This window comes from Streptomyces sp. NPDC005494 (assembly GCF_042872025.1).
In the GTDB taxonomy this organism is placed as follows: Bacteria; Actinomycetota; Actinomycetes; order Streptomycetales; family Streptomycetaceae; genus Streptomyces.
Genome location: NZ_JBIAJR010000003.1, coordinates 177,501 through 199,926, shown reverse-complemented (window position 1 = coordinate 199,926; position 22,426 = coordinate 177,501). Strand labels below are relative to the sequence as shown.

Genomic DNA, 22,426 nt, shown 5'->3' with positions numbered 1-22,426 from the left:
ACCCGTATGTGCGGCCGCACACGCACGAGCGCCGGATCAGGTGAGTCCGCCCTCCTCCCCGCGCAGGTGGACGATGTCTCCGGCCGACACCGGCTCCTGGAGTCCGTCGCCCGTGGCCAGCACCAGCCGCCCGTCGCCGTCGATCGCGACGGCCTCGCCGACGACGGACCGGTCGCCGGGCAGCTCGGCCCGCACCGTGCGGTCCAGCGTGGCGCAGCCCGCCGCGTAGGCGGCCTGGAGCCCGCTCTCGGCGGCGTCGCCGTTCGCGTCGCGCCACTGCCCGTACCACTGTTCGAGTGAACGCAGTACGGCCCGCAGCAGGGTCTCGCGGTCGGTGGAGACCGCTCCGGCGAGCGCCAGCGAACCGGCGTGGGGGGCCGGCAGCTCGGCCGCGCGCAGCGAGACGTTGAGGCCGATGCCGATGACGACGCCCTCTCCCGCGCGCTCGGCGAGGATGCCGCCGGTCTTGCGCTCGGTGCCGGCGATGGTCACCAGGAGGTCGTTGGGCCATTTCAGTGCCATGTCGACGCCCGCCGACTGCGCGAGGCCCGTCGCGGCGGCGACACCGGCGAGCAGCGGCAGCCAGCCCCACCGCTCGACGGGTACGCCGCCGGGGGTCAGGTAGACGGAGAGGAAGATGCCCGAGCGTGGCGGCGCCGTCCAGCTCCGGTCGAGACGTCCGCGCCCCGCGGTCTGCTCCTCCGCGACCAGCACCGTGCCCTCCGCGAGCCCGCCGCCCGCCGCCCGTGCCGCGAGGTCGGAGTTGGTGGAGCCGGTCGTCTCGACGACGTCCAGCGAGGTCCACAGCCCGTCCGGTCTCAGCAGCCCGCGGCGGAGCGCCGCGACGTTCAGAGGCGGCCTGTCGAGGTCCGACCAGCGGTTGTGTGGCGCATCGGGAGGAGTCATGCAACCCACATTAGGTGTGGCCAACGACGCACTGCCGAACCGTATCCGCGCCGATACGCTACGGATCAGTAGCTAACACCAGCCGACGAGCAGGTAGCCGTCGAGCCCATACCGGTCCAGCGCGTCACTTGATGTACCGGATGTACCAGCCGTCCCCGTGACCAGGCAGGGAGCCGCCACCCGATGTCCGAGCCGCAGAGCGACATCCACACCACCGCGGGAAAGATCGCGGACCTGCAGCGCCGTATTGACGAGGCCACACACGCAGGTTCCGCCCGTGCCGTCGAAAAGCAGCACGCAAAGGGCAAGTTGACCGCCCGTGAGCGCGTCGAGCTCCTGCTCGACGAGGGTTCCTTCGTGGAACTCGACGAGTTCGCGCGGCACCGGTCCACCAATTTCGGCATCGAGAAGAACCGCCCGTACGGAGACGGTGTCGTCACCGGCTACGGCACGGTCGACGGCCGTCCCGTGTGCGTGTACTCGCAGGACTTCACGATCTTCGGCGGCTCGCTGGGCGAGGTCTACGGCGAGAAGATCGTCAAGGTCATGGACTTCGCGATGAAGACCGGCTGCCCTGTCATCGGCATCAACGACGGCGGCGGCGCCCGCATCCAGGAGGGTGTGGCCGCGCTCGGCCTGTTCGCCGAGATCTTCCGCCGGAACGTGCACGCGTCGGGCGTGGTCCCGCAGATCTCCCTGATCGTCGGGCCGTGTGCCGGCGGAGCCGTCTACTCCCCCGCGATCACCGACTTCACGGTGATGGTCGACCAGACCTCGCACATGTTCATCACCGGGCCCGACGTCATCAAGACGGTCACCGGTGAGGACGTCGGTTTCGAGGAGCTGGGCGGCGCCCGTACCCACAACACCACGTCCGGCGTGGCCCACCACATGGCGGGCGACGAGAAGGACGCCATCGAGTACGTCAAGTCCCTGCTCTCCTACCTCCCGTCGAACAACCTCTCGGAGGCCCCGGCCTTCCCGGAGGAGGCCGACCTGGAGACCACGGACGAGGACCGCGAGCTCGACACCCTCATCCCGGACTCGGCGAACCAGCCGTACGACATGCACACCGCGATCGAGCACGTGCTCGACGACGGGGAGTTCCTGGAGACCCAGGCCCTGTTCGCGCCGAACATCATCACGGGCTTCGGGCGCGTCGAGGGCTACCCGGTCGGCATCGTCGCCAACCAGCCGATGCAGTTCGCCGGCTGTCTGGACATCGACGCGAGCGAGAAGGCCGCACGCTTCGTCCGCACGTGCGACGCCTTCAACGTGCCGGTGCTCACCTTCGTCGACGTGCCCGGCTTCCTGCCCGGCGTCGACCAGGAGTACGGCGGCATCATCCGCCGGGGCGCCAAGCTGATCTACGCGTACGCCGAGGCGACCGTCCCGCTGATCACCGTGATCACCCGCAAGGCCTTCGGCGGCGCGTACGACGTCATGGGGTCCAAGCACCTGGGCGCCGACCTGAACCTCGCCTGGCCGACCGCGCAGATCGCGGTCATGGGCGCGCAGGGCGCGGTGAACATCCTGCACCGCCGCACCATCGCCGCCGCCGACGATCCGGACGCCACCCGCGCCGAGCTGATGGCCGACTACGAGGACGCGCTGCTCAACCCGTACGTCGCGGCCGAGCGCGGTTACGTCGACGCGGTGATCATGCCGTCCGACACCCGGGCGCACCTCGTGAAGGGCCTGCGCCAGCTGCGCACGAAGCGCGAGTCGCTGCCGCCCAAGAAGCACGGCAACATCCCCCTCTAACCACCGGGAGTCACCATGATCAAGGTCGTACGGGGCAATCCGACCCCGGAGGAGCTGGCCGCCGCCCTCGCCGTGGTCCGGGCGCGCGCCGCCGCGGTGGCCGTCATGCCGTCGGGGGCCCCGATGCCCCCCGAGGAGTGGTCGGACCCGGGGCGGATCGCCCGCCGGGGCGCGCTGCGTCCGGGTCCCCGCTCCTGGGCGCGGACGTACTGGCCGTCCTGAGGCGGAGCAGGTGAGCGGCGCTTGAGTACGCGTACTCAGGCGCCGCAGCCGTCTCCGGAGCACCATCGGATGCATGCTGTGGTCCGACCCCGAGAACAAGCCCCCCAAGGAACTGCGTGACGCCCAGGACATGATGCGGCGCGCGGGGTTGCTGCTCGCGCTCGCCATGGTCGTGGCGATGTTCGTCCTGGGCATCCGCTGAGACGCCCGGCCCCGCCTACGATGGCCGGTATGACTGATCAGCGCCGCCTCGTGCTCGCCTCCGCGTCCCCCGCCCGCCTCGGCCTCCTGCGCCAGGCCGGTTTCGCCCCCGAGGTGATCGTCAGCGGTGTCGACGAGGACGCGCTCACCGCACCGACCCCGGCCGAGCTGGCGCTCGTCCTGGCCGAGGCCAAGGCCGCCGCTGTGGCGGCCCGTCCCGAGGCCGCGGGGGCGCTGGTCATCGGGTGCGACTCGGTGCTGGAGCTGGACGGCGAGGCGCTCGGCAAGCCCGCCGACGCCGAAGAGGCCACCGCCCGCTGGAAGTCCATGCGCGGCCGCTCGGGGGTCCTGCGGACGGGGCACAGCGTCGTCGACACGGCGACCGGCCGCACGGCGTCCGAGACGGCGTCCACCGTCGTCAGGTTCGGCGAGCCCACCGACGCCGAGGTGGCGGCCTACGTCGCCTCGGGAGAGCCCCTCCACGTCGCCGGTGCGTTCACCCTGGACGGCCGCTCGGCGCCGTTCGTCGAGGCGATCGAGGGCAGCCACGGGAACGTCATCGGGCTCTCGCTGCCGCTGCTGCGCCGGCTCCTGGGGGAACTGGGCTTCTCCGTCACCGACTTGTGGGTCTGATCGCACTTCTGCAGGAAGCGGAAGGCGGCCCGGCCCGAGGTCCGGTCACACCGGGGCCGGAGCCCCTTCGGTTCCGGCCGTGCCGGTCCCGCCGGCCTCCGGCTCACCGCGCTCGTACATCACCAGGGTCAGCACGATCAGCGCCAGGACGGCCATCAGGAACCCGAAGGCCGTCCAGCCGATCAGACCGACCGCCAGGGCGCCCAGCACGCCGTGCACCACCGCACAGGCGATGAGGGCGATCCTCCCGAAGCGGCCCGGGGCGCGGTCGCGTATCCCGGCCAGCAGGGGTATCAGCCCGCAGAGGACCAGCAGGACGCCGGACGCCCCGCCCATCACCCACGTGCCGGTGACCATGGCATCCGGGTCCATCCCGGCCAGCGACATGCTCTGGTTGCCGGCGACCGTCGCGAGGACGCCGTTGACGGCCACGATGCCCACGGCCTCCACGAACAGAACGACCGCGGTCACGAACGCCACCGGTCTGCGCACCACGGCGCCACCCCCTGTTACCTGTAGTACGTGCGATGACGCGGACCCTACTAACGGGTAATGCATCGGACAAGGGGTCACGTACGGATGGCGCCGCCCCCGGGCGTGCCGCAAAGATTCCCTGGGCCGTTCGTAGGGAGTCCACAAAGAAACGCCGCGCGGCGTTGACCGTCCGGACAGAGACTTGGGCCACACTTCGTGGCTACTGTGCGGTTGAGGATCCCGGCGTACCGTGGTGCGACAAGGGATTTTGCGACTCGAGGAATCCTCGAATCACACTCCGTGTGGGCAAGTTCACTATTGGGGACGGGTCGTACGGCCGTGTCGGTAGTCCCTAAACTCAGCTTGTTCTCAAGGAGGGAGTCATCGTGCGCAAGGTGCTCATCGCCAACCGTGGCGAAATCGCTGTCCGCGTTGCTCGGGCTTGCCGGGATGCCGGAATCGCGAGCGTAGCCGTCTACGCCGATCCGGACCGGGATGCTCTGCATGTGCGCGCGGCCGACGAGGCGTTCGCTCTGGGCGGTGACACCCCGGCCGCCAGCTATCTGGACATGGCCAAGGTGCTCCAGGCCGCCAAGGATTCAGGGGCGGACGCGATCCACCCCGGTTACGGCTTCCTCTCGGAGAACGCGGAGTTCGCCCAGGCCGTACTGGACGCCGGCCTGACGTGGATCGGCCCGCCCCCGCAGGCGATCCGGGACCTCGGCGACAAGGTGGCCGCCCGTCACATCGCGCAGCGCGCGGGTGCCCCGCTGGTGGCCGGCACGCCGGACCCGGTGAGCGGCTCGGCCGAGGTCGTGGAGTTCGCCGAGAAGAACGGGCTGCCGATCGCGATCAAGGCCGCCTTCGGCGGTGGCGGTCGCGGCCTGAAGGTGGCCCGCACGCTGGAGGAGATCCCGGAGCTGTACGACTCCGCGGTCCGCGAGGCCGTCGCGGCGTTCGGCCGGGGCGAGTGCTTCGTCGAGCGTTACCTCGACAAGCCGCGTCACGTGGAGACCCAGTGCCTGGCCGACTCCCACGGCAACGTGGTCGTCGTGTCCACCCGTGACTGCTCGCTCCAGCGCCGCCACCAGAAGCTGGTCGAGGAGGCGCCCGCGCCGTTCCTGAGCGACGAGCAGAACGCGGAGCTGTACGCCGCCTCGAAGGCGATCCTGAAGGAGGCCGGCTACGTCGGCGCCGGCACGGTCGAGTTCCTGGTCGGCCTGGACGGCACGATCTCCTTCCTGGAGGTCAACACCCGTCTCCAGGTCGAGCACCCGGTCACCGAGGAGGTCTCCGGCCTCGACCTGGTGCGCGAGATGTTCCGCATCGCCGACGGCGAGGAGCTCGGCTACGGCGACCCGGCCGTCCGCGGCCACTCGTTCGAGTTCCGGATCAACGGCGAGGACCCGGGCCGCGGCTTCCTGCCGGCCCCCGGCACCGTCACCTCCTTCGCCCCGCCGACCGGCCCGGGTGTCCGGCTGGACGCGGGTGTCGAGACGGGTTCGGTCATCGGCCCGGCCTGGGACTCCCTGCTGGCCAAGCTGATCGTGACCGGCGCGACCCGCGAGCAGGCGCTGCAGCGCGCGGCGCGTGCGCTGGCCGAGTTCCAGGTGGAGGGCATGGCCACGGCCATCCCGTTCCACCGCGCGGTCGTGGTCGACCCGGCGTTCACCTCGGACCCGTTCCGGGTGCACACCCGGTGGATCGAGACGGAGTTCGTCAACGAGATCAAGCCGTTCACGGTGCCCGCGGATCAGGAGGCGGACGAGGAGTCCGGCCGCGAGACCGTCGTCGTCGAGGTCGGCGGCAAGCGCCTGGAGGTCTCGCTGCCCTCCTCGCTCGGCATGAGCCTGGCGCGTACGGGCCTGGCGGCCGGTGCGAAGCCGAAGCGCCGCGCGGCGAAGAAGGCGGGTTCCGCCGCCTCGGGTGACACCCTCGCCTCTCCGATGCAGGGCACGATCGTGAAGATCGCTGTCGAGGAGGGCCAGGAGGTCAAGGAGGGCGACCTCGTCGTCGTACTCGAAGCGATGAAGATGGAGCAGCCCCTCAACGCCCACCGCTCCGGCACGGTGAAGGGTCTGTCCGCGGAGGTCGGCACGTCGGTCTCGTCCGGCGCGGTGATCTGCGAGATCAAGGACTGAGCGCACGTTCTTCCGCACTGGGGGCCCGGCATCCGCCGGGCCCCCAGTGGCATCCTGGGACGCGAAGCGGACTTCAGGAGGACAGCGCGATGGCGATGAGCACGGCAGCGACACCGGCCCGGCCCATGCGCGCCGACGCACGCCGCAACTACGACCGGCTGCTGACGGAGGCGCGCGCGTCCTTCGCGGCGCACGGCACGGACGCTTCGCTGGAGGACGTCGCACGGCGGGCGGGCGTCGGCATCGGCACGCTCTACCGGCACTTCCCGAACCGCGAGGCCCTGATGAACGCGGTGTTCCAGGAGGCCCTGACCGCGCTGCTCGCACGTTCCCGGGAGCTGGAGCGGGCCGAGCGGCCGTGCACGGCCCTGGTGGAGTGGCTGGGCGCGATCGTGACCCACGCCGGCGAGTACCGGGGCCTGGCGCAGGCACTGATGTCGGCTTCGGGCAACGAGACGTCCGCCCTGACGCCGTGCCATGTGCCGCTCCGTCAGGCGGGTGCGCGGCTGCTGGCCCGAGCACAGTCGAGCGGCTCGGTGCGTGCGGATGTGTCGGTCGACGACCTGCTGCAACTGACGAACGCGATCGCCCTGGCGGCTGAGCAGACCCCGGCGGACCCTGATCTGGCCGACCGCCTGCTCCGGCTGACCCTGCGCGGCCTGAAGGCCGATCCGGCCGCACCGGGCAACGGCTGAGGCTCCGCCACACCCTTACGCTTCGCGTCCGGGGCTCACGCCCCGGACCCGGTCTCCGGTCCGGCCTGATCCGGACGGGAGACGCTTACCGGCGCCGCAGGTCCGCGACGCGTCCCACCGGGCCGTCCGCCAGCGCCGCCGCGCTCCGCAGCTGCGGGCCGAGGCCTCCGGGCCCGCCGTGGCCCCCCTGGGTGCGCCGCTGCCCCGGCAGCGGCATGTCCTGCCGGGGCTGACGTCCGGGCGGCAGGGGCTCCCCCGCCTGGGACTCCGTGTCGGGTCCCGCCACGGTGATCTCCACGCCCTGGTCGGCGAGCGCCTGGAGCTCCGTGGCCGCACGCTCGTCATGGGCGGGCGGCTCGTCCGTCACCAGACGGGTGATCAGTTCCGTGGGCACGGTCTGGAACATGGTGTCGGAGCCCAGCTTCGTGTGGTCCGCCAGGACCACGACCTCCGCCGCGGCCTGCACCAGCGCCCGGTCCACGCTCGCCGAGAGCATGTTGGACGTGGACAGTCCGCGCTCGGCGGTCAGCCCGCTCCCGGAGATGAACGCCCGGGAGACCCGCAGCCCTTGGAGGGACTGCTCGGCCCCGCTGCCGACCAGCGCGTAGTTGCTCCCGCGCAGGGTGCCTCCGGTCATCACCACCTCCACCCGGTTGGCATGGGCCAGCGCCTGGGCGACCAGCAGCGAGTTGGTGACCACGGTCAGACCGGGCACCCGCGCGAGCCGGCGGGCCAGCTCCTGCGTGGTCGTTCCGGCGCCGACCACGATGGCCTCGCCCTCACCGACCAGCCCTGCCGCCAGGTCGGCGATGGCCGTCTTCTCCGCGGTCGAGAGATGGGATTTCTGCGGAAAGCCGGACTCCCGCGTAAAACCGCCCGGCAAGACCGCACCGCCGTGCCGGCGGTCGAGGAGTCCTTCTGCCTCCAGTGCCCGCACGTCCCGCCGTACGGTCACTTCGGAGGTCTGGACGACGCGGGCGAGCTCACGGAGCGATACCGCCCCGTTGGCGCGCACCATTTCGAGGATCAATTGACGACGTTCTGCAGCGAACACGAAACTGACAGTAACCTGGCCGTAGGTTGCTTTTCAGCAGTTTGCGCCGAATAACAGAAGTTGCACATGGAAGGGGCCCCCTGGTGATATAGGGGGCCCCTTCGTCGTCGGAACGGCCGGCGTTACGCCTCGCCCGCGCTCTTCCTGGTGTGCAACTGCCGGGCCACCTCGGCGATCGAGCCGGAGAGGGACGGGTACACGGTGAAGGCGTTGGCGATCTGCTCGACCGTCAGGTTGTTGTCGACGGCGAGCGAGATCGGGTGGATCAGCTCGCTGGCCCGCGGCGCGACGACGCAGCCGCCGACCACGATGCCGGTACCGGGCCGGCAGAAGATCTTGACGAAGCCGTCCCGGATGCCCTGCATCTTGGCGCGCGGGTTGCGCAGGAGAGGCAGCTTCACGACACGGGCGTCGATCTTGCCGGAGTCGACGTCGGCCTGGCTGTAACCGACGGTGGCGATCTCGGGGTCGGTGAAGACGTTCGCGGAGACGGTCTTCAGGTTCAGCGGCGCCACGGCGTCGCCGAGGAAGTGGTACATCGCGATCCGGCCCTGCATCGCGGCCACGGAGGCCAGGGCGAAGATCCCGGTGACGTCACCGGCCGCGTACACCCCCGGGGCGCTGGTGCGCGAGACCCGGTCGGTGCGGATGTGGCCGGACTCCTTGAGCAGGACCCCGGCCTCCTCCAGGCCCATGCCCGCGGTGTTCGGGATCGCGCCGACCGCCATCAGGCAGTGGGTGCCGGAGATGACGCGGCCGTCCGCCAGCGTCACCTCGACACGGTCGCCGACGCGCTTGGCGGACTGGGCGCGGGAGCGGGCCATGACGTTCATGCCGCGGCGCCGGAAGACGTCCTCCAGGACGGCGGCCGCGTCCGGGTCCTCACCCGGCAGCACGCGGTCACGGGAGGAGACGAGGGTCACCCGCGAGCCGAGCGCCTGGTAGGCGCCGGCGAACTCGGCGCCGGTGACACCGGAGCCGACCACGATGAGCTCCTCGGGGAGCTCGTCCAGGTCGTAGACCTGGGTCCAGTTGAGGATGCGCTCGCCGTCGGGCTGGGCGTCCGGGATCTCCCGGGGGTGGCCACCGGTCGCTATCAGCACGGCGTCGGCGGTGAGCCGCTCCTCGGTGCCGTCGGCCGCGGTCACCACGACCTGGCGGGACCCGTCGGCGGCCTGGAGCCCGTCGAGCCTGCCGCGACCGCGCACGACCCGGGCGCCGGCCCGGGTGACCGAGGCGGTGATGTCGTGGGACTGGGCGAGAGCGAGACGCTTGACACGCCGGTTGACCTTGCCGAGGTCCACGCCGACGACCCGCGCCGCCTGCTCCAGGTGCGGGGTGTCGTCCGCGACGATGATGCCGAGCTCCTCGTAGGAGGAGTCGAAGGTGGTCATCACCTCGGCCGTCGCGATCAGGGTCTTGGAGGGCACGCAGTCGGTGAGGACCGACGCGCCGCCGAGGCCGTCGCAGTCGACGACGGTCACCTCCGCGCCGAGCTGGGCGCCGACCAGTGCCGCCTCGTAGCCGCCGGGGCCGCCGCCGATGATCACGATCCGGGTCACGAAAAGTCCGCCTCGCGTGGTGTCATCCCACGGCCGTCTGCCGCCCCGGCCGGGGGTCCGGGGGATCGCCCCGGCGTATGCAGTACGTAATTCATTGTCCCGCACGCGCCAAGGTGCTTCGCCCCGGGGCCCTCCATCCGGGAACGTGCCTGGCCGGGGCACGGCCTTCCGCGCCCCCGCCTGCCGCTCACGGCCGAGGGGTCTTCCCCGGCGGAACCCGCACTCCCCCTGTCACCTCCCGTACCCTCGACCCCATGTCGCTCTACGCCGCGTACGCCGGCAACCTCGACGCGCGGCTGATGACGCGCCGCGCTCCGCACTCCCCGCTGCGCGGCACGGGCTGGCTCAACGGCTGGCGGCTGACCTTCGGCGGGGAGCAGATGGGCTGGGAGGGCGCGCTGGCCACGGTGGTGGAGGCACCCCGTTCGCAGGTGTTCGTCGCGCTCTACGACCTGGCCCCCATGGACGAGGACTCCATGGACCGCTGGGAGGGCGTCGGCCTCGACATCTACCGCCGTATGCGGGTGCGCGTGCACACGCTGGACGGCGAGGAACCGGCCTGGATGTACGTCCTCAACGGCTACGAGGGCGGGCTGCCGTCCGCGCGGTACCTGGGCGAGGTGGCGGACGCCGCCGAGTCCGCGGGCGCGCCGCACGACTACGTGATGAACCTGCGCAAGCACCCTTGCTGAGCACGGCCTCCGGGCCCCTTCCGTAGGAAAGTACGAGTACGACCGGCCAGACTCTGCGCGGACGCATCTACGCGCGTAGGGAATCACCGGTTACCCTCATCCGCGTGAACGCATCTGTTATTCCGGACCACATCCAGGGCGACCCGCATGCCGCCGCTGCCGACGCCGCCGCCCGCCTGCGCGAGCTGACCGGCGCCGAGACCCACGACGTCGCTCTGGTGATGGGCTCCGGGTGGGCCCCCGCCGGCGATGCGCTCGGCGTTCCGGAGGCCGAGTTCCCCGTCACCGCGCTGCCCGGGTTCCCCGCCCCCGCGGTGGAGGGTCACGGCGGCACGATCCGCTCGTACCGGATCGGGGAGAAGCGCGTCCTGGTCTTCCTGGGCCGCACGCACTACTACGAGGGCCGAGGCGTCGCCGCCGTCGCCCACGGCGTCCGTACGGCCGCCGCGGCGGGCTGCGGGACCGTCATCCTGACGAACGGCTGCGGCGGGCTGCGCGAGGGCATGCGCCCCGGCCAGCCGGTCCTCATCAGCGACCACATCAACCTCACCGCGGCCTCGCCGATCGTGGGCGCGAACTTCATCGACCTGACCGACCTCTACTCGCCGCGGCTGCGCGCGCTGTGCCAGGAGATCGACGAGACGCTCGAAGAGGGCGTGTACGTGCAGTTCCCCGGCCCGCACTACGAGACCCCGGCCGAGATCAACATGGTCCGGGTCATGGGCGGTGACCTGGTCGGCATGTCCACGGTCCTCGAGGCCATCGCCGCGCGTGAGGCGGGCGCGGAGGTGCTGGGCATCTCGCTGGTCACGAACCTGGCCGCCGGTCTGAGCGGTGAACCCCTGAACCACGAGGAGGTTCTCCAGGCGGGCCGCGACTCGGCCACCCGGATGGGCGCGCTGCTGGCGCGGGTACTCGACCGGATCTGAGCAGCTTCGGCCTCGCCCGAGTCCGAGGCGCCGGTGTCCGGGGCCGAGTCCCGGACAGCCGCACACAGCGGCGCAGGCCGGCCCCACCCCCGTACCGCAGGAAGGCGGACACCGTGCAGCAGGACCTCATCACGCAGGCCAGGACCTGGCTCGCCGAGGACCCGGACCCCGAGACCCGGGCGGAGCTCGCCGCGCTCATCGACGCCGGGGACCTCACGGCGCTCGCCGGCCGCTTCGCGGGCACGCTCCAGTTCGGCACGGCGGGCCTGCGCGGGGAGATCGGCGCCGGGCCGATGCGTATGAACCGCTCCGTCGTCATCCGCGCCGCCGCCGGGCTAGCCGCCTACCTGAAGGCGCGGGGGCAGTCCGGCGGGCTCGTGGTCGTGGGCTACGACGCCCGCCACAAGTCGGCCGACTTCGCGCGGGACACGGCGGCGGTGATGACCGGCGCGGGGCTGCGCGCGGCGGTGCTCCCCCGCCCGCTGCCCACACCCGTCCTGGCGTTCGCCATACGGCATCTGGGGGCCGTCGCGGGTGTGGAGGTCACGGCCAGCCACAATCCGCCGCGCGACAACGGCTACAAGGTCTACCTCGGTGACGGGTCCCAGATCGTGCCGCCGGCCGACGCGGAGATCGCCGCGGAGATCGCGGCGGTCGGCCCGCTCGACGGCGTGCCGCGCCCGGAGTCAGGCTGGGAGATCCTCGGCGACGAGGTCCTGGCCGCCTATCTCGCGCGTACGGACGCCGTCCTGAGCCCCGGCTCGCCCCGGACCGCCCGCACCGTGTACACCGCGATGCACGGCGTCGGCACGGCGGTCCTGACCGCCGCCTTCGCCCGGGCGGGCTTCCCCGAGCCCGTGCTCGTGGCCGAACAGGCAGACCCGGACCCGGCGTTCCCCACCGTGGCCTTCCCCAACCCGGAGGAGCCCGGCGCCATGGATCTCGCGTTCGCGACCGCGCGCCGGGCGCTGCCCGACCTCGTCGTCGCGAACGACCCGGACGCCGACCGCTGCGCGGTGGCGGTCCCGGACGCGGCGGCCGAAAGAGGCTGGCGGATGCTGCGCGGCGACGAGGTCGGCGCGCTGCTCGCCGCACACCTGGTGAGCCGGGGCGCCACGGGCGTCCTCGCCGAGTCGATCGTGTCCTCGTCGCTGCTGGGCCGCATCGCGGAGAAGGCCGGCCTCGGGTACGAGGAGACGCTGACGGGCTTCAAGTGGATCGCCCGCGTCGACGGCCTGCGGTACGGATACGAGGAGGCCCTGGGCTACTGCGTGGACCCGGAGGGCGTCCGCGACAAGGACGGCATCACCGCCGCCCTGCTGATCACCGAGCTGGCCTCGGTGCTGAAGGAGGAGGGCCGCACCCTCCTGGACCTGCTCGACGACCTCGCGCTCGAACACGGCCTGCACGCCACGGACCAGCTGTCGGTGCGGGTGGAGGACCTGACGGTCATCGCGGACGCCATGCGCCGGCTGCGGGAGGCTCCCCCCGCCGCCCTGGCGGGCCTCCCCGTCACCTCGGCCGAGGACCTCTCCCTGGGCACGGAGGCGCTGCCGCCGACGGACGGACTGCGCTACCACCTGACGGGCGCCCGGGTCATCGTCCGGCCGAGCGGCACCGAGCCGAAGCTCAAGTGCTACCTGGAGGTCGTGGTGCCGGTCCCCGGCGCGGACGGCCTCCCGGCCGCCCGGGAGCAGGCCACGGCGCTGCTCGCCGACATCAAGCGGGACCTGGCGGCGGCCGCGGGGATCTGACCGGCCCCTCGGTCAGCGGCCCCCACGGGGTGGCCGCGAGGGTCATCGGGAAGTCGGGGACATGAACGTGTCCGTTTCGTCGGCATTTCAGCGTCCGCAACTTCCCGACGAGGAAGGTCAGGCGATCGCCAGCAGGACCACGAGCAGGACCGCGCCGACCACGGCGGGGGCGATCACCTCGTAGGCCCAGCGCACCGACGCGGTGGTGGTGGGCGCTTCCTTCCGCGCGGCGGCACGCTCGGCCAGTTCCCTCAGGTCGCTCACCGTCCGGTCCGCCGCCGCCGCGCGGGCCTGCGAGTCCCGGACGTCGGCGTGTACGGAGGCCCTGCCGTACGGGTCGTCGTGCGCCTGCTGGGTGGCCTTCCGCGCCGCGCGCTTGCGCTCGCGCAGGGAGACCGGGACCGCCCACAGCTGGTACTTGTCGCCGTCGTGGGTGAAGACCTCGCTGGAGTAGGCGGCGCGCACAGTGGAGACGTCGGCCCAGGGCAGCACGATCGTGCGGAACGGGTTGCGGATGCGGATCCGCTCCTCGTCGGCGAACACCGCCGGGCGCAGGGTGAACGCGACGATCAGCGGGACCACCGTCAGCAGCGCGGCCAGCGCCAGCCACGGCACGTGGCCTTCGCCCCGGAACACCGCGTCGCCGCCGATCCAGCCGACCAGCAGGATCAGCAGCGCGCCGCTGACCAGCCCGGCGCCCGAACGGAACGTCCGGTCGGCGTAGGCGGGCTCGGTGGGGGGTGTGGGGCTCGTCATGCTCCCGATTCTGCCTGAAGCGGGGCGACGGTCGGGGCGCGGCCTCGCGCGGTCCGCGCATGGCCCGGATCGGGACGGGCCCTGTACAGGTCGCTACGCGCGTAGATATGCTCATGTGGTGACCATGCCCACCACTGCTCATGCATTCGCCGACGCGACGGCGTCCGACAGTGCGCTGCGCCGCTTCCTGCACGGGCTGCCCGGCGTCGACGCCGTCGGTCTCGAAGCGCGCGCCGCCTCCCTCGGGACCCGCTCGATCAAGACGACCGCCAAGGCGTACGCCATCGATCTCGCCATCTCGATGATCGACCTCACGACGCTGGAAGGCGCGGACACCCCGGGCAAGGTCCGGGCGCTCGCCGCCAAGGCCGTCAACCCCGACCCGACCGACCGTACGACCCCGCGCACCGCCGCGGTCTGTGTGTACCCCGACATGGCGGCGACCGCCGTCGCCGCGCTGGCCGGCTCCGGGGTGAAGGTGGCGTCCGTCGCGACGGCCTTCCCCGCCGGGCGGGCGGCGCTGGACGTCAAGCTCGCGGACGTACGCGACGCCGTGGCGGCCGGGGCGGACGAGATCGACATGGTGATCGACCGCGGCGCCTTCCTCTCGGGCCGCTACCTGAAGGTCTACGAGGAGATCCTCGCCGTGAAGGCCGAGTGCGGCTCCGCTCGGCTCAAGGTCATCTTCGAGACCGGCGAGCTCTCCACGTACGACAACATCCGCCGGGCCTCCTGGCTCGGGATGCTCGCGGGCGCCGACTTCATCAAGACGTCGACCGGCAAGGTCGGGACGAACGCGACACCGGCGAACACCCTGCTGATGCTGGAGGCCGTGCGCGACTTCCGTGAGCAGACGGGCGTGCAGATCGGTGTGAAGCCCGCCGGCGGCATCCGTACGTCCAAGGACGCGATCAAGTTCCTCGTCCTGGTGAACGAGACCGCGGGTGAGGACTGGCTGGACAACCACTGGTTCCGTTTCGGCGCCTCCAGCCTGCTGAACGACCTGCTGATGCAGCGCCAGAAGCTCAGCACCGGCCGCTACTCCGGCCCCGATTACGTGACGGTGGACTGATCCCCATGGCATCTGCATTCGACTACGCACCGGCTCCGGAGTCCCGCTCCGTCGTCGACATCGCACCCTCGTACGGCCTGTTCATCGACGGTGAGTTCACCGAGGCGGCGGACGGCAAGGTCTTCAAGACGGTCAGCCCCTCGTCCGAGGAGGTGCTCTCCGAGGTCGCCCGCGCGGGCGCCGAGGACGTGGACCGGGCCGTGAAGGCGGCCCGCAGGGCGTTCGAGAAGTGGTCGGCCCTGCCCGGCTCCGAGCGCGCCAAGTACCTCTTCCGCATCGCCCGGATCATCCAGGAACGCTCCCGGGAGCTCGCGGTCCTGGAGACCCTGGACAACGGCAAGCCGATCCGGGAGACCCGCGACGCGGACCTCCCCCTCGTCGCCGCGCACTTCTTCTACTACGCGGGCTGGGCCGACAAGCTGGACCACGCGGGCTACGGCGCGAATCCCCGCCCGCTCGGTGTGGCCGGTCAGATCATCCCGTGGAACTTCCCGCTGCTGATGCTGGCGTGGAAGATCGCCCCGGCGCTCGCCACCGGCAACACCGTGGTGCTGAAGCCGGCGGAGACCACTCCGCTGTCGGCGCTGTTCTTCGCCGACATCTGCCGCCAGGCGGGCCTGCCCAAGGGTGTCGTCAACATCCTGACGGGGTACGGCGACGCGGGCTCGGCGCTGGTCGAGCACCCGGACGTGAACAAGGTGGCCTTCACCGGCTCCACCGCCGTGGGCAAGGCCATCGCCCGGCAGATCGCGGGCACGGACAAGAAGGCCACGCTCGAACTGGGCGGCAAGGGCGCCAACATCGTCTTCGACGACGCCCCGGTCGACCAGGCGGTCGAGGGCATCGTCACCGGCATCTTCTTCAACCAGGGCCAGGTCTGCTGCGCGGGCTCACGGCTCCTCGTGCAGGAGTCGGTGCGCGACGAGGTGCTGCACTCCCTCAAGCGCCGTCTGTCCACGCTCCGCCTCGGCGACCCGCTGGACAAGAACACGGACATCGGCGCCATCAACTCCGCGGAGCAGCTCTCCCGGATCACCGCGCTCGTCGAGACGGGCGAGGCGGAGGGCGCCGAGCGCTGGACCGCGCCGTGCGAACTGCCCTCCTCGGGTTACTGGTTCGCGCCGACCCTGTTCACCGACGTCACCCAGGCGCACACCGTCGCCCGCGACGAGATCTTCGGCCCCGTGCTGTCGGTGCTGACCTTCCGTACCCCCGACGAGGCCGTCGCCAAGGCCAACAACAGCCAGTACGGCCTCTCCGCGGGCATCTGGACGGAGAAGGGCTCCCGCATCCTCGCGGTGGCGAACAAGCTCCGGGCGGGCGTCGTCTGGGCCAACACGTTCAACAAGTTCGACCCGACCTCGCCGTTCGGCGGATACAAGGAGTCGGGCTTCGGCCGCGAGGGCGGCCGTCACGGTCTGGAGGCCTACCTCGATGTCTGACGGGCGACTGAGTGTCTTCAAGACCTACAAGCTGTACGTCGGGGGCAAGTTCCCCCGCTCCGAGAGCGGCCGGGTGTACGAGGTGACGGACTCGAAGGGCAAGTGGCTGGCGAACGTGCCCCGGTCCTCCCGCAAGGACGCCCGTGACGCGGTCGTGGCCGCGCGCAAGGCGTTCGGCGGCTGGTCGGGCGCGACGGCGTACAACCGCGGCCAGATCCTCTACCGCGTCGCCGAGATGCTGGAGGGCCGCCGCGAACAGTTCGTCCGCGAGGTGGCGGACGCCGAAGGGCTGTCGAAGTCCAAGGCGGCGGCCGTCGTGGACGCGGCGGTCGACCGCTGGGTCTGGTACGCGGGCTGGACCGACAAGATCGGCCAGATCGTGGGCGGGGCCAACCCGGTCGCGGGCCCGTTCTTCAACCTCTCGACCCCGGAGCCCACGGGCGTGGTCACCGTGCTGGCGCCGCAGGAGTCGTCGTTCCTCGGTCTGGTCTCGGTGATCGCACCGGTGATCGCCACGGGCAACACCGCGGTCGTCGTGGCCTCGGCCGGCGCTCCGCTGCCCGCGCTCTCGCTGGGCGAGGTCCTGGCGACCTCGGACCTGCCGGGCGGTGTGGTGAACATCCTGTCGGGCAGCACGGCGGAGCTCGCGGCGCCGCTGGCGGCGCACCAGGACGTCAACGCCATCGACCTCACGGGGGCCGACGCCGCTCTGGCGAAGGAGCTGGAGATCGCGGCGGCGGACAACCTCAAGCGCGTGCTGCGTCCACAGGCTGTGGACACGGGCGACTGGACCGCCGACCCCGGTACCCTGCGCCTGACGGCCTTCCTGGAGACCAAGACGGTCTGGCACCCGACGGGCGCCCTGGGAGCCTCCGGCTCCTCGTACTGACCCGGACGTGCCTGGGGGGCCGCCGGAAAGGGCGGCCCCCCACGCACGCGTATGCCGGTCAGCCGGTCACCAGGCCGGTGATCTGCCCGACCACGGGCAGATCACCGAGCGCGGCACCGCTGGTGATCGGATCGGTGACGAGCGCCGTGGTCACCGGCTTGAAGTCGGCGACCTGCGCCCCCACCGCGTTGTCCAGCGGGTCCACGCCCGTACCGGCCAGCGGGTCCAGCTGGAGATCCGTGACGGGCTTGACGGCCCCCGCGAGGCCGTAGCCGAGCGCGCTGGTCAGCGCCGGCGCCGCCGCGTCGCCGACCGCCCCCAGGGTGCTGTCCGCGGTGTCCGCGCCGGTGGCGGGCGTGGCGGGCAGCGGAGCGGCCTGGGCCGCGGCGCCCCCCGCGCCGAGCGCCGCACCGAGCGCGGTGAGGGTCAGACCGGCGCGCAGCAGCGCGCGGTGCCGGGGCTTGGACAGTGCATGACGTGCCATGTTTTCCCACCTGATCGGGGCGTGCCGGGTAATCGTTCGTGCGCGCAGAGTAGTTGAGGTGTGGTCGCAGAGTAGTTGAGGTGTGATGCTCGATACCAACAGGACCTCCCGGGGATCCCCTGCGCGGGTCAATGCCTCACACTTCTGTTCTGTGAGTTCCCAACCGATCCCCACTCGCGTCGTGCTGCTCGCCGGTCCCTCCGGCTCCGGCAAGTCGTCCCTCGCCGCTCGCAGCGGTCTCCCGGTGCTGCGCCTGGACGACTTCTACAAGGAGGCAAACGATCCGACACTGCCGCGGGTCACCGGCAGCACGGACATCGACTGGGACTCGGCACTGTCCTGGGACGAGGACGCGGCCGTCGCGGCCATAGCCGAGCTGTGCCGCACGGGGCGCACGCACGTCCCGCTGTACGACATCGCCACCAGCTCCCGGACCGGTCACGAGACGCTGGACATCGAGCGCACGCCCCTGTTCGTCGCCGAGGGAATCTTCGCGGCGGACATCGTGGAGCGCTGCCGTGAGCTGGGCCTGCTGGCGGACGCGCTGTGTCTGCGCGGGCGTCCGTCCACGACGTTCCGGCGGCGCCTGGTGCGGGATCTGCGGGAGGGCCGGAAGTCGGTGCCCTTCCTGCTGCGGCGCGGATGGCGTCTGATGCGTGCCGAGCGGGCCATCGTGGCCCGCCAGGCCGCGCTGGGCGCCTACCCCTGTGCCCGCCAGGAGGCCCTGGGACGGCTGGCCGACGCCGCGGCGGGCCGCTGCCGGGCCCCGCGCAGCCGCGTGGCGAACTGACGCACCCCGCCCCGCCGGGAGCACGCGAGCGGGGGCGGACAGGACCCCCCGGCCTGTCCGCCCCCGCTGCGTTCACCCCCGTGCCGCGGCCTCCCCCGAAGCCGCGGCCCTTCCCCCGTGTCCCCCGTGCTCCCCCGTTGTCCCCGTGTCCCCGTGTCCCCCGCAGACCTCAGGCCACCAGCTCGCCGAAGGACTCCTGCTCGTCACGGCCGAAGCTGAGGACCTCGTCCTCACGCAGCCGCCGCAGCGACCGCCAGATGCTCGACTTCACCGTGCCGACACTGATGTCGAGGATGGACGCGATCTCCGGGTCGGTGCGGCCCTCGTAGTAGCGGAGGACCAGCATCGTGCGCTGGAGTTCCGGCAGCCGCGCGAGCGCCTGCCAGAGCACCGCACGCAGTTCCGTGCCGCGCATCGCGTCCGTGTCGCCCACCGTCTCCGGCAGCTCCTCGGTCGGGTATTCGTTCAGCTTGCGCCTGCGCCATGCGCTGATGTGCAGGTTGGTCATGGTCCGGCGGAGGTATCCGCCGACCGCCGCCTTGTCGCTGATCCTGTCCCACGCCCGGTAGGTCGAGAAGAGGGCGCTCTGCAGCAGGTCCTCGGCCTCGAACCGGTCGCCGGTCAGGTGGTAGGCGGTCGCGTACAGGGAGGCACGGCGCTCCTGGACATAGGCGGTGAACGCCGCTTCGGCGTCCTGTGCCTGTGCCGGGACCGTCCGCTCCCCCGAGCCCTCCCCGTACGCGTTTCCCCCGTTTTCCCCCGTGGACGCGTCAACCATCGTCAGATACGACGCGTGCTGACGCCCGGCGCCACGAACGCACCCCCGTACTCCGGCGCCGGACTTCTCCGGGCTCCGTCCGATGTCGTGGAGGCGCGTGACTACTGCGCTTGAGGTGGTGCTGTGCAGTGCGTTCATCTGGCGCCCCCCATCGGTGGAGTCCGTTCGTTCCGTGTGCCAATGAGCTTGCCGGGGCAGTTTCATGGCGCTGTCCCCCGACTGTCACAGGGCTGTCACAGGGCATGTCGGCCGGTCCCGCCGGAGGATCGGGTAGGGGGGTTTGTCGAAACGTGGCACCACCATGGGCCAGAATGACCCCCGTGCCTTTCCTGTTGCTGATCGAGGACGATGACGCCATCCGCACGGCCCTCGAACTCTCGCTGTCACGCCAGGGCCACCGAGTGGCCACCGCGGCGACGGGAGAGGACGGCCTGGAGCTGCTCCGGGAGCAGCGGCCGGACCTGGTCGTGCTGGATGTGATGCTGCCCGGGATCGACGGTTTCGAGGTGTGCCGGCGTATCCGGCGTACCGACCAGCTGCCGATCATTCTGCTGACCGCGCGCAGCGACGACATCGACGTCGTGGTGGGACTGGAGTCCGGCGCGGACGACTATGTGGTGAAGCCCGTGCAGGGCCGCGTGCTCGACGCGCGTATCCGTGCGGTGCTGCGCCGGGGTGAGAGGGAGTCCACCGACTCGGCGACCTTCGGGAGCGTCGTCATCGACCGCTCCGCGATGACGGTCACCAAGAACGGTGAGGACCTCCAGCTCACGCCCACCGAGCTGCGGCTCCTGCTCGAGCTGAGCCGCCGCCCCGGACAGGCGCTGTCCCGGCAGCAGTTGCTCCGGCTGGTGTGGGAGCACGACTACCTCGGTGACTCGCGGCTGGTGGACGCCTGTGTGCAGCGGCTGCGGGCGAAGGTGGAGGACGTTCCGTCCTCGCCGACCCTGATCCGTACCGTGCGGGGTGTCGGCTACCGGCTGGACTCGCCTCAGTGACCGTGTCCGCGAAGCGTTCCGTACTCGCGGGTCTTCGCTGGACCAGTCTGCGGCTGCGGCTGCTGATCGTGTTCGCGCTGGTGGCGCTCACGGCCGCAGTCTCCGCCTCGGGCATCGCGTACTGGCTGAACCGTGAGGCGGTCCTGACGCGTACGCAGGACGCTGCGCTGGGCGACTTCCGCCGCCAGATGCAGAACCGGGCGGCCTCGCTGCCGCTCCAGCCCACGGCGGTGGAACTGCGGGACGCCGCCGAGCAGATGGCGAGCAGCGGTCCCGGCTATCACGTGCTGCTGGTCGGCACGTCCGACGGCAAGCCGGTGACCGGGTCCTCCGACATCGACTACTTCACCAAGCTCGACGTACCCGCGTCGCTGCAGGAACAGGTCGACAAGAAGCAGCCGCTGACGTCGAGCAACACCCATGAGTACCACCTGTTCTGGCAGCGGACGACGATCGGCGGCACCCCCTACCTGGTGGCCGGCACGAAGATCATCGGCGGTGGTCCCTCCGGGTACATGCTCAAGTCGCTCGACCAGGAGCGCGAGGACCTCAGCTCGCTGGCGTGGTCCCTGGGGATCGCCACCGCGCTGGCGCTCGTCGGTTCGGCGCTGCTCGCCCAGGCGGCCGCGACGACGGTGCTGCGGCCGGTGCAGAGGCTCGGTGACGCGGCCCGCAAGCTCGGCGAGGGCAAGCTGGACACACGCCTCGTGGTGTCGGGCACCGATGAACTGGCCGAGCTCTCCCACACGTTCAACAAGGCCGCGAGCTCCCTGGAGAAGAAGGTCGCGGACATGAGTGCGCGGGAGGAGTCGAGCCGCAGGTTCGTCGCCGACATGTCGCACGAGCTGCGCACCCCGCTGACCGCGATCACCGCGGTGGCCGAGGTCCTGGAGGACGAGGCGGACAGCCTCGACCCGATGATCGCGCCTGCGGTGCACCTGGTGGTGAGCGAGACCCGGCGGCTGAACGACCTGGTGGAGAACCTCATGGAGGTCACCCGCTTCGACGCGGGTACGGCCAGGCTCGTCCTGGACACGGTCGACGTCGCCGACCAGGTGACCGCCTGCATCGACGCCCGGGCCTGGCTGGACGCGGTCGATCTCGACGCGGAGCGCGGAATCATGGTGCGGCTCGATCCGCGGCGGCTCGACGTGATCCTGGCGAACCTGATCGGCAACGCCCTCAAGCACGGCGGCTCGCCGGTGCGGGTGTCCGTACGGACCGACGAGGACGAGCTGGTCATCGAGGTGCGCGACCACGGCCCGGGCATCCCCGAGGAGGTCCTGCCGCACGTCTTCGACCGGTTCTACAAGGCGAGTGCCTCCCGGCCGCGTTCCGAGGGCAGTGGCCTCGGCCTGTCGATCGCGGTGGAGAACGCCCACATCCACGGCGGTGACATCACGGCCTCGAACCTGCCGGACGGCGAGGGCGCGGTGTTCGTGCTGCGGCTCCCCCGTGACGCGGACAGCCTGACCGGCCCGCCGGGGCAGGACGACCAGGACCGGGACGAGAAGGGCGGCGCGAAGTGATGCGCAGCGAGCGGGCGCACGGCGCACCGCGCGGCCGGGCGGTACGCCGGGGCCCGCGCCGGGCGGCCGTGGCGCTGGCGGCCGTCGTGGCGGGTGCGGCGCTGGCCGCCGGCTGCGGGATCAGGAGCACCACCGTGCCGGTCGACGCGGGGGCGGCGCCGTCCCGGATGCCGTGCAGGACGGCGTCGGGCGAGGCGCCCGCGCCCCCGCCGCAGAGCGTCTCCGTCCGGATCTATCTGGTCTGCGCCTCGCAGCTGGTGACCGTGGACCGCACCGTCGAGCTGGACGAGTCCCGTTCCGGCCGCCTGGCGGTCGCGCAGGCCCTGCTGGGCGAGCTCCAGCAGGAGCCCTCCGCCGGGGAACGGCGTGCGGGCTTCTCCACGGTCGTACCGGCCGGACTGCGGGTGTCGGGCCCCCGGAAGGGGGACCCCGAGGGCACGCTGCGCCTCGGTGAGCAGCCGGAGGACCTGCCGGCGGAGGCGCTGGCGCAGGTGGTGTGCTCGTACGCGGAGACCGAGACCCTCGGTACCGGCGGCGCGGTGCTGCTGGGCGGGCCGGGCGACTACGCGCCGCGGGGTTATCTGTGCACGACGGAGACGAAGAACCGGCCCGCCGACGTGCCCACGGTGGGCGCGGCCGAGCTGTCCTGACGCCGGTGGCA

General features: G+C 71.6%; 23 protein-coding genes. 16 read left to right on the top strand and 7 right to left on the bottom strand.

Features of this window, described 5'->3' with window-relative positions:
• Positions 1–36 precede the first annotated feature (36 nt).
• Positions 37–906 (bottom strand): biotin--[acetyl-CoA-carboxylase] ligase, encoded by an 870-nt coding sequence (locus ACFYQ6_RS10915; RefSeq protein ID WP_361582435.1) that lies wholly within the window; start codon positions 904–906, stop codon positions 37–39.
• Between the two features lie 183 nt (positions 907–1,089).
• Here ACFYQ6_RS10915 and ACFYQ6_RS10910 point away from each other — a divergent pair, with 183 nt between their 5' ends.
• The 4 genes from ACFYQ6_RS10910 to ACFYQ6_RS10895 all read left to right on the top strand — a co-directional run bounded on the left by ACFYQ6_RS10910 (position 1,090) and on the right by ACFYQ6_RS10895 (position 3,726).
• Positions 1,090–2,670: an acyl-CoA carboxylase subunit beta gene (locus ACFYQ6_RS10910; RefSeq protein WP_361582433.1), complete on the top strand. Its 1,581-nt coding sequence runs from the start codon at positions 1,090–1,092 to the stop codon at positions 2,668–2,670.
• A 15-nt stretch (positions 2,671–2,685) separates the two neighbouring features.
• The gene (locus tag ACFYQ6_RS10905) at positions 2,686–2,892 is read left to right on the top strand and encodes an acyl-CoA carboxylase epsilon subunit (protein WP_361582431.1); all 207 of its coding nucleotides are present in this window, start codon (positions 2,686–2,688) and stop codon (positions 2,890–2,892) included.
• Between the two features lie 73 nt (positions 2,893–2,965).
• Complete coding sequence (gene mmpB / locus ACFYQ6_RS10900) at positions 2,966–3,094, top strand: morphogenic membrane protein MmpB (RefSeq protein WP_014047983.1); 129 nt, start codon at positions 2,966–2,968, stop codon at positions 3,092–3,094.
• Between the two features lie 20 nt (positions 3,095–3,114).
• On the top strand, positions 3,115–3,726 hold the full coding sequence (locus tag ACFYQ6_RS10895) for a nucleoside triphosphate pyrophosphatase (protein WP_361582427.1): 612 nt from the start codon (positions 3,115–3,117) through the stop codon (positions 3,724–3,726).
• A 45-nt stretch (positions 3,727–3,771) separates the two neighbouring features.
• Here the strand turns inward: ACFYQ6_RS10895 and ACFYQ6_RS10890 are convergent, their stop codons facing one another.
• Positions 3,772–4,221 (bottom strand): hypothetical protein, encoded by a 450-nt coding sequence (locus tag ACFYQ6_RS10890; protein ID WP_361582424.1) that lies wholly within the window; start codon positions 4,219–4,221, stop codon positions 3,772–3,774.
• 365 nt (positions 4,222–4,586) lie between these two features.
• Here ACFYQ6_RS10890 and ACFYQ6_RS10885 point away from each other — a divergent pair, with 365 nt between their 5' ends.
• Both ACFYQ6_RS10885 and ACFYQ6_RS10880 read left to right on the top strand, forming a co-directional pair.
• Positions 4,587–6,341 (top strand): biotin carboxylase N-terminal domain-containing protein, encoded by a 1,755-nt coding sequence (locus ACFYQ6_RS10885; RefSeq protein ID WP_361582421.1) that lies wholly within the window; start codon positions 4,587–4,589, stop codon positions 6,339–6,341.
• Positions 6,342–6,430: 89 nt separating this feature from the next.
• On the top strand, positions 6,431–7,036 hold the full coding sequence (locus tag ACFYQ6_RS10880) for a helix-turn-helix domain-containing protein (protein ID WP_361582418.1): 606 nt from the start codon (positions 6,431–6,433) through the stop codon (positions 7,034–7,036).
• An 85-nt stretch (positions 7,037–7,121) separates the two neighbouring features.
• Here ACFYQ6_RS10880 and ACFYQ6_RS10875 read toward each other — a convergent pair whose 3' ends face one another.
• Entirely contained in the window at positions 7,122–8,090 is a 969-nt protein-coding gene (locus ACFYQ6_RS10875) for a DeoR/GlpR family DNA-binding transcription regulator (RefSeq protein WP_361582415.1), read from the bottom strand.
• Positions 8,091–8,212: 122 nt separating this feature from the next.
• Entirely contained in the window at positions 8,213–9,652 is a 1,440-nt protein-coding gene (locus tag ACFYQ6_RS10870) for an NAD(P)H-quinone dehydrogenase (RefSeq protein ID WP_356737623.1), read from the bottom strand.
• 254 nt (positions 9,653–9,906) lie between these two features.
• Here ACFYQ6_RS10870 and ACFYQ6_RS10865 point away from each other — a divergent pair, with 254 nt between their 5' ends.
• From ACFYQ6_RS10865 to ACFYQ6_RS10855, 3 genes are all read left to right on the top strand, one after another.
• Entirely contained in the window at positions 9,907–10,344 is a 438-nt protein-coding gene (locus ACFYQ6_RS10865; RefSeq protein ID WP_073746014.1) for a gamma-glutamylcyclotransferase, read from the top strand.
• A 104-nt stretch (positions 10,345–10,448) separates the two neighbouring features.
• The gene (locus ACFYQ6_RS10860; RefSeq protein WP_361582413.1) at positions 10,449–11,273 is read left to right on the top strand and encodes a purine-nucleoside phosphorylase; all 825 of its coding nucleotides are present in this window, start codon (positions 10,449–10,451) and stop codon (positions 11,271–11,273) included.
• Between the two features lie 113 nt (positions 11,274–11,386).
• Complete coding sequence (locus ACFYQ6_RS10855; protein WP_388762465.1) at positions 11,387–13,027, top strand: phospho-sugar mutase; 1,641 nt, start codon at positions 11,387–11,389, stop codon at positions 13,025–13,027.
• A gap of 117 nt (positions 13,028–13,144) precedes the next feature.
• Here ACFYQ6_RS10855 and ACFYQ6_RS10850 read toward each other — a convergent pair whose 3' ends face one another.
• A complete protein-coding gene (locus tag ACFYQ6_RS10850) occupies positions 13,145–13,783 on the bottom strand; it encodes a PH domain-containing protein (RefSeq protein WP_361582407.1) in 639 nt (212 codons plus the stop codon).
• A 124-nt stretch (positions 13,784–13,907) separates the two neighbouring features.
• Between ACFYQ6_RS10850 and deoC the strand changes: the two genes are divergently transcribed.
• The 3 genes from deoC to ACFYQ6_RS10835 are packed head-to-tail and all read left to right on the top strand — an operon-like array spanning position 13,908 to position 17,186.
• Positions 13,908–14,855, top strand: a complete 948-nt coding sequence (deoC, locus tag ACFYQ6_RS10845; protein ID WP_361582560.1) for a deoxyribose-phosphate aldolase — start codon at positions 13,908–13,910, stop codon at positions 14,853–14,855.
• 5 nt (positions 14,856–14,860) lie between these two features.
• Positions 14,861–16,297 carry an aldehyde dehydrogenase family protein gene (locus ACFYQ6_RS10840; RefSeq protein WP_361582404.1) on the top strand — a complete coding sequence of 479 codons (1,437 nt, stop codon included), beginning with the start codon at positions 14,861–14,863 and terminating at the stop codon, positions 16,295–16,297.
• On the top strand, positions 16,290–17,186 hold the full coding sequence (locus ACFYQ6_RS10835) for an aldehyde dehydrogenase family protein (protein WP_361582401.1): 897 nt from the start codon (positions 16,290–16,292) through the stop codon (positions 17,184–17,186). Before ACFYQ6_RS10840 ends, ACFYQ6_RS10835 begins: the two co-directional genes overlap by 8 nt.
• Before the next feature lie 58 nt (positions 17,187–17,244).
• Here the strand turns inward: ACFYQ6_RS10835 and ACFYQ6_RS10830 are convergent, their stop codons facing one another.
• Positions 17,245–17,670: a hypothetical protein gene (locus ACFYQ6_RS10830; RefSeq protein WP_356737611.1), complete on the bottom strand. Its 426-nt coding sequence runs from the start codon at positions 17,668–17,670 to the stop codon at positions 17,245–17,247.
• An 85-nt stretch (positions 17,671–17,755) separates the two neighbouring features.
• On the opposite strand from ACFYQ6_RS10830, the gene ACFYQ6_RS10825 reads away from it, so the two are divergent.
• A complete protein-coding gene (locus ACFYQ6_RS10825; RefSeq protein WP_361582398.1) occupies positions 17,756–18,460 on the top strand; it encodes a uridine kinase in 705 nt (234 codons plus the stop codon).
• A gap of 169 nt (positions 18,461–18,629) precedes the next feature.
• On the opposite strand, the gene ACFYQ6_RS10820 is transcribed toward ACFYQ6_RS10825, so the two are convergent.
• Positions 18,630–19,376: a SigE family RNA polymerase sigma factor gene (locus ACFYQ6_RS10820; RefSeq protein ID WP_361582396.1), complete on the bottom strand. Its 747-nt coding sequence runs from the start codon at positions 19,374–19,376 to the stop codon at positions 18,630–18,632.
• A gap of 182 nt (positions 19,377–19,558) precedes the next feature.
• On the opposite strand from ACFYQ6_RS10820, the gene afsQ1 reads away from it, so the two are divergent.
• The 3 genes from afsQ1 to ACFYQ6_RS10805 are packed head-to-tail and all read left to right on the top strand — an operon-like array spanning position 19,559 to position 22,415.
• Positions 19,559–20,236, top strand: coding sequence for a two-component system response regulator AfsQ1 (gene afsQ1 / locus ACFYQ6_RS10815; protein WP_015578482.1), 678 nt, complete (start codon positions 19,559–19,561; stop codon positions 20,234–20,236).
• Positions 20,233–21,765 (top strand): HAMP domain-containing sensor histidine kinase, encoded by a 1,533-nt coding sequence (locus tag ACFYQ6_RS10810; RefSeq protein ID WP_361582393.1) that lies wholly within the window; start codon positions 20,233–20,235, stop codon positions 21,763–21,765. The genes afsQ1 and ACFYQ6_RS10810 overlap by 4 nt, the downstream gene beginning before the upstream one ends.
• Positions 21,765–22,415 (top strand): hypothetical protein, encoded by a 651-nt coding sequence (locus tag ACFYQ6_RS10805; RefSeq protein WP_388762458.1) that lies wholly within the window; start codon positions 21,765–21,767, stop codon positions 22,413–22,415. Before ACFYQ6_RS10810 ends, ACFYQ6_RS10805 begins: the two co-directional genes overlap by 1 nt.
• Positions 22,416–22,426 lie beyond the last annotated feature (11 nt).

Excerpts from the sequence above, each read along its gene's own strand:
- ACFYQ6_RS10840 (WP_361582404.1), top strand. The coding sequence starts at position 14,861 with ATGGCATCTGCATTCGACTACGCACCGGCTCCGGAGTCCCGCTCCGTC.
- mmpB (WP_014047983.1), top strand. The coding sequence starts at position 2,966 with ATGCTGTGGTCCGACCCCGAGAACAAGCCCCCCAAGGAACTGCGTGAC.
- ACFYQ6_RS10880 (WP_361582418.1), top strand. The coding sequence starts at position 6,431 with ATGGCGATGAGCACGGCAGCGACACCGGCCCGGCCCATGCGCGCCGAC.
- ACFYQ6_RS10830 (WP_356737611.1), bottom strand. The coding sequence starts at position 17,670 with ATGGCACGTCATGCACTGTCCAAGCCCCGGCACCGCGCGCTGCTGCGC.
- ACFYQ6_RS10915 (WP_361582435.1), bottom strand. The coding sequence starts at position 906 with ATGACTCCTCCCGATGCGCCACACAACCGCTGGTCGGACCTCGACAGG.
- ACFYQ6_RS10805 (WP_388762458.1), top strand. The coding sequence starts at position 21,765 with ATGCGCAGCGAGCGGGCGCACGGCGCACCGCGCGGCCGGGCGGTACGC.
- ACFYQ6_RS10905 (WP_361582431.1), top strand. The coding sequence starts at position 2,686 with ATGATCAAGGTCGTACGGGGCAATCCGACCCCGGAGGAGCTGGCCGCC.
- ACFYQ6_RS10910 (WP_361582433.1), top strand. The coding sequence starts at position 1,090 with ATGTCCGAGCCGCAGAGCGACATCCACACCACCGCGGGAAAGATCGCG.
- ACFYQ6_RS10865 (WP_073746014.1), top strand. The coding sequence starts at position 9,907 with ATGTCGCTCTACGCCGCGTACGCCGGCAACCTCGACGCGCGGCTGATG.
- ACFYQ6_RS10895 (WP_361582427.1), top strand. The coding sequence starts at position 3,115 with ATGGCCGGTATGACTGATCAGCGCCGCCTCGTGCTCGCCTCCGCGTCC.
- ACFYQ6_RS10825 (WP_361582398.1), top strand. The coding sequence starts at position 17,756 with ATGCTCGATACCAACAGGACCTCCCGGGGATCCCCTGCGCGGGTCAAT.
- ACFYQ6_RS10835 (WP_361582401.1), top strand. The coding sequence starts at position 16,290 with ATGTCTGACGGGCGACTGAGTGTCTTCAAGACCTACAAGCTGTACGTC.
- deoC (WP_361582560.1), top strand. The coding sequence starts at position 13,908 with ATGCCCACCACTGCTCATGCATTCGCCGACGCGACGGCGTCCGACAGT.
- ACFYQ6_RS10850 (WP_361582407.1), bottom strand. The coding sequence starts at position 13,783 with ATGACGAGCCCCACACCCCCCACCGAGCCCGCCTACGCCGACCGGACG.
- ACFYQ6_RS10820 (WP_361582396.1), bottom strand. The coding sequence starts at position 19,376 with ATGAACGCACTGCACAGCACCACCTCAAGCGCAGTAGTCACGCGCCTC.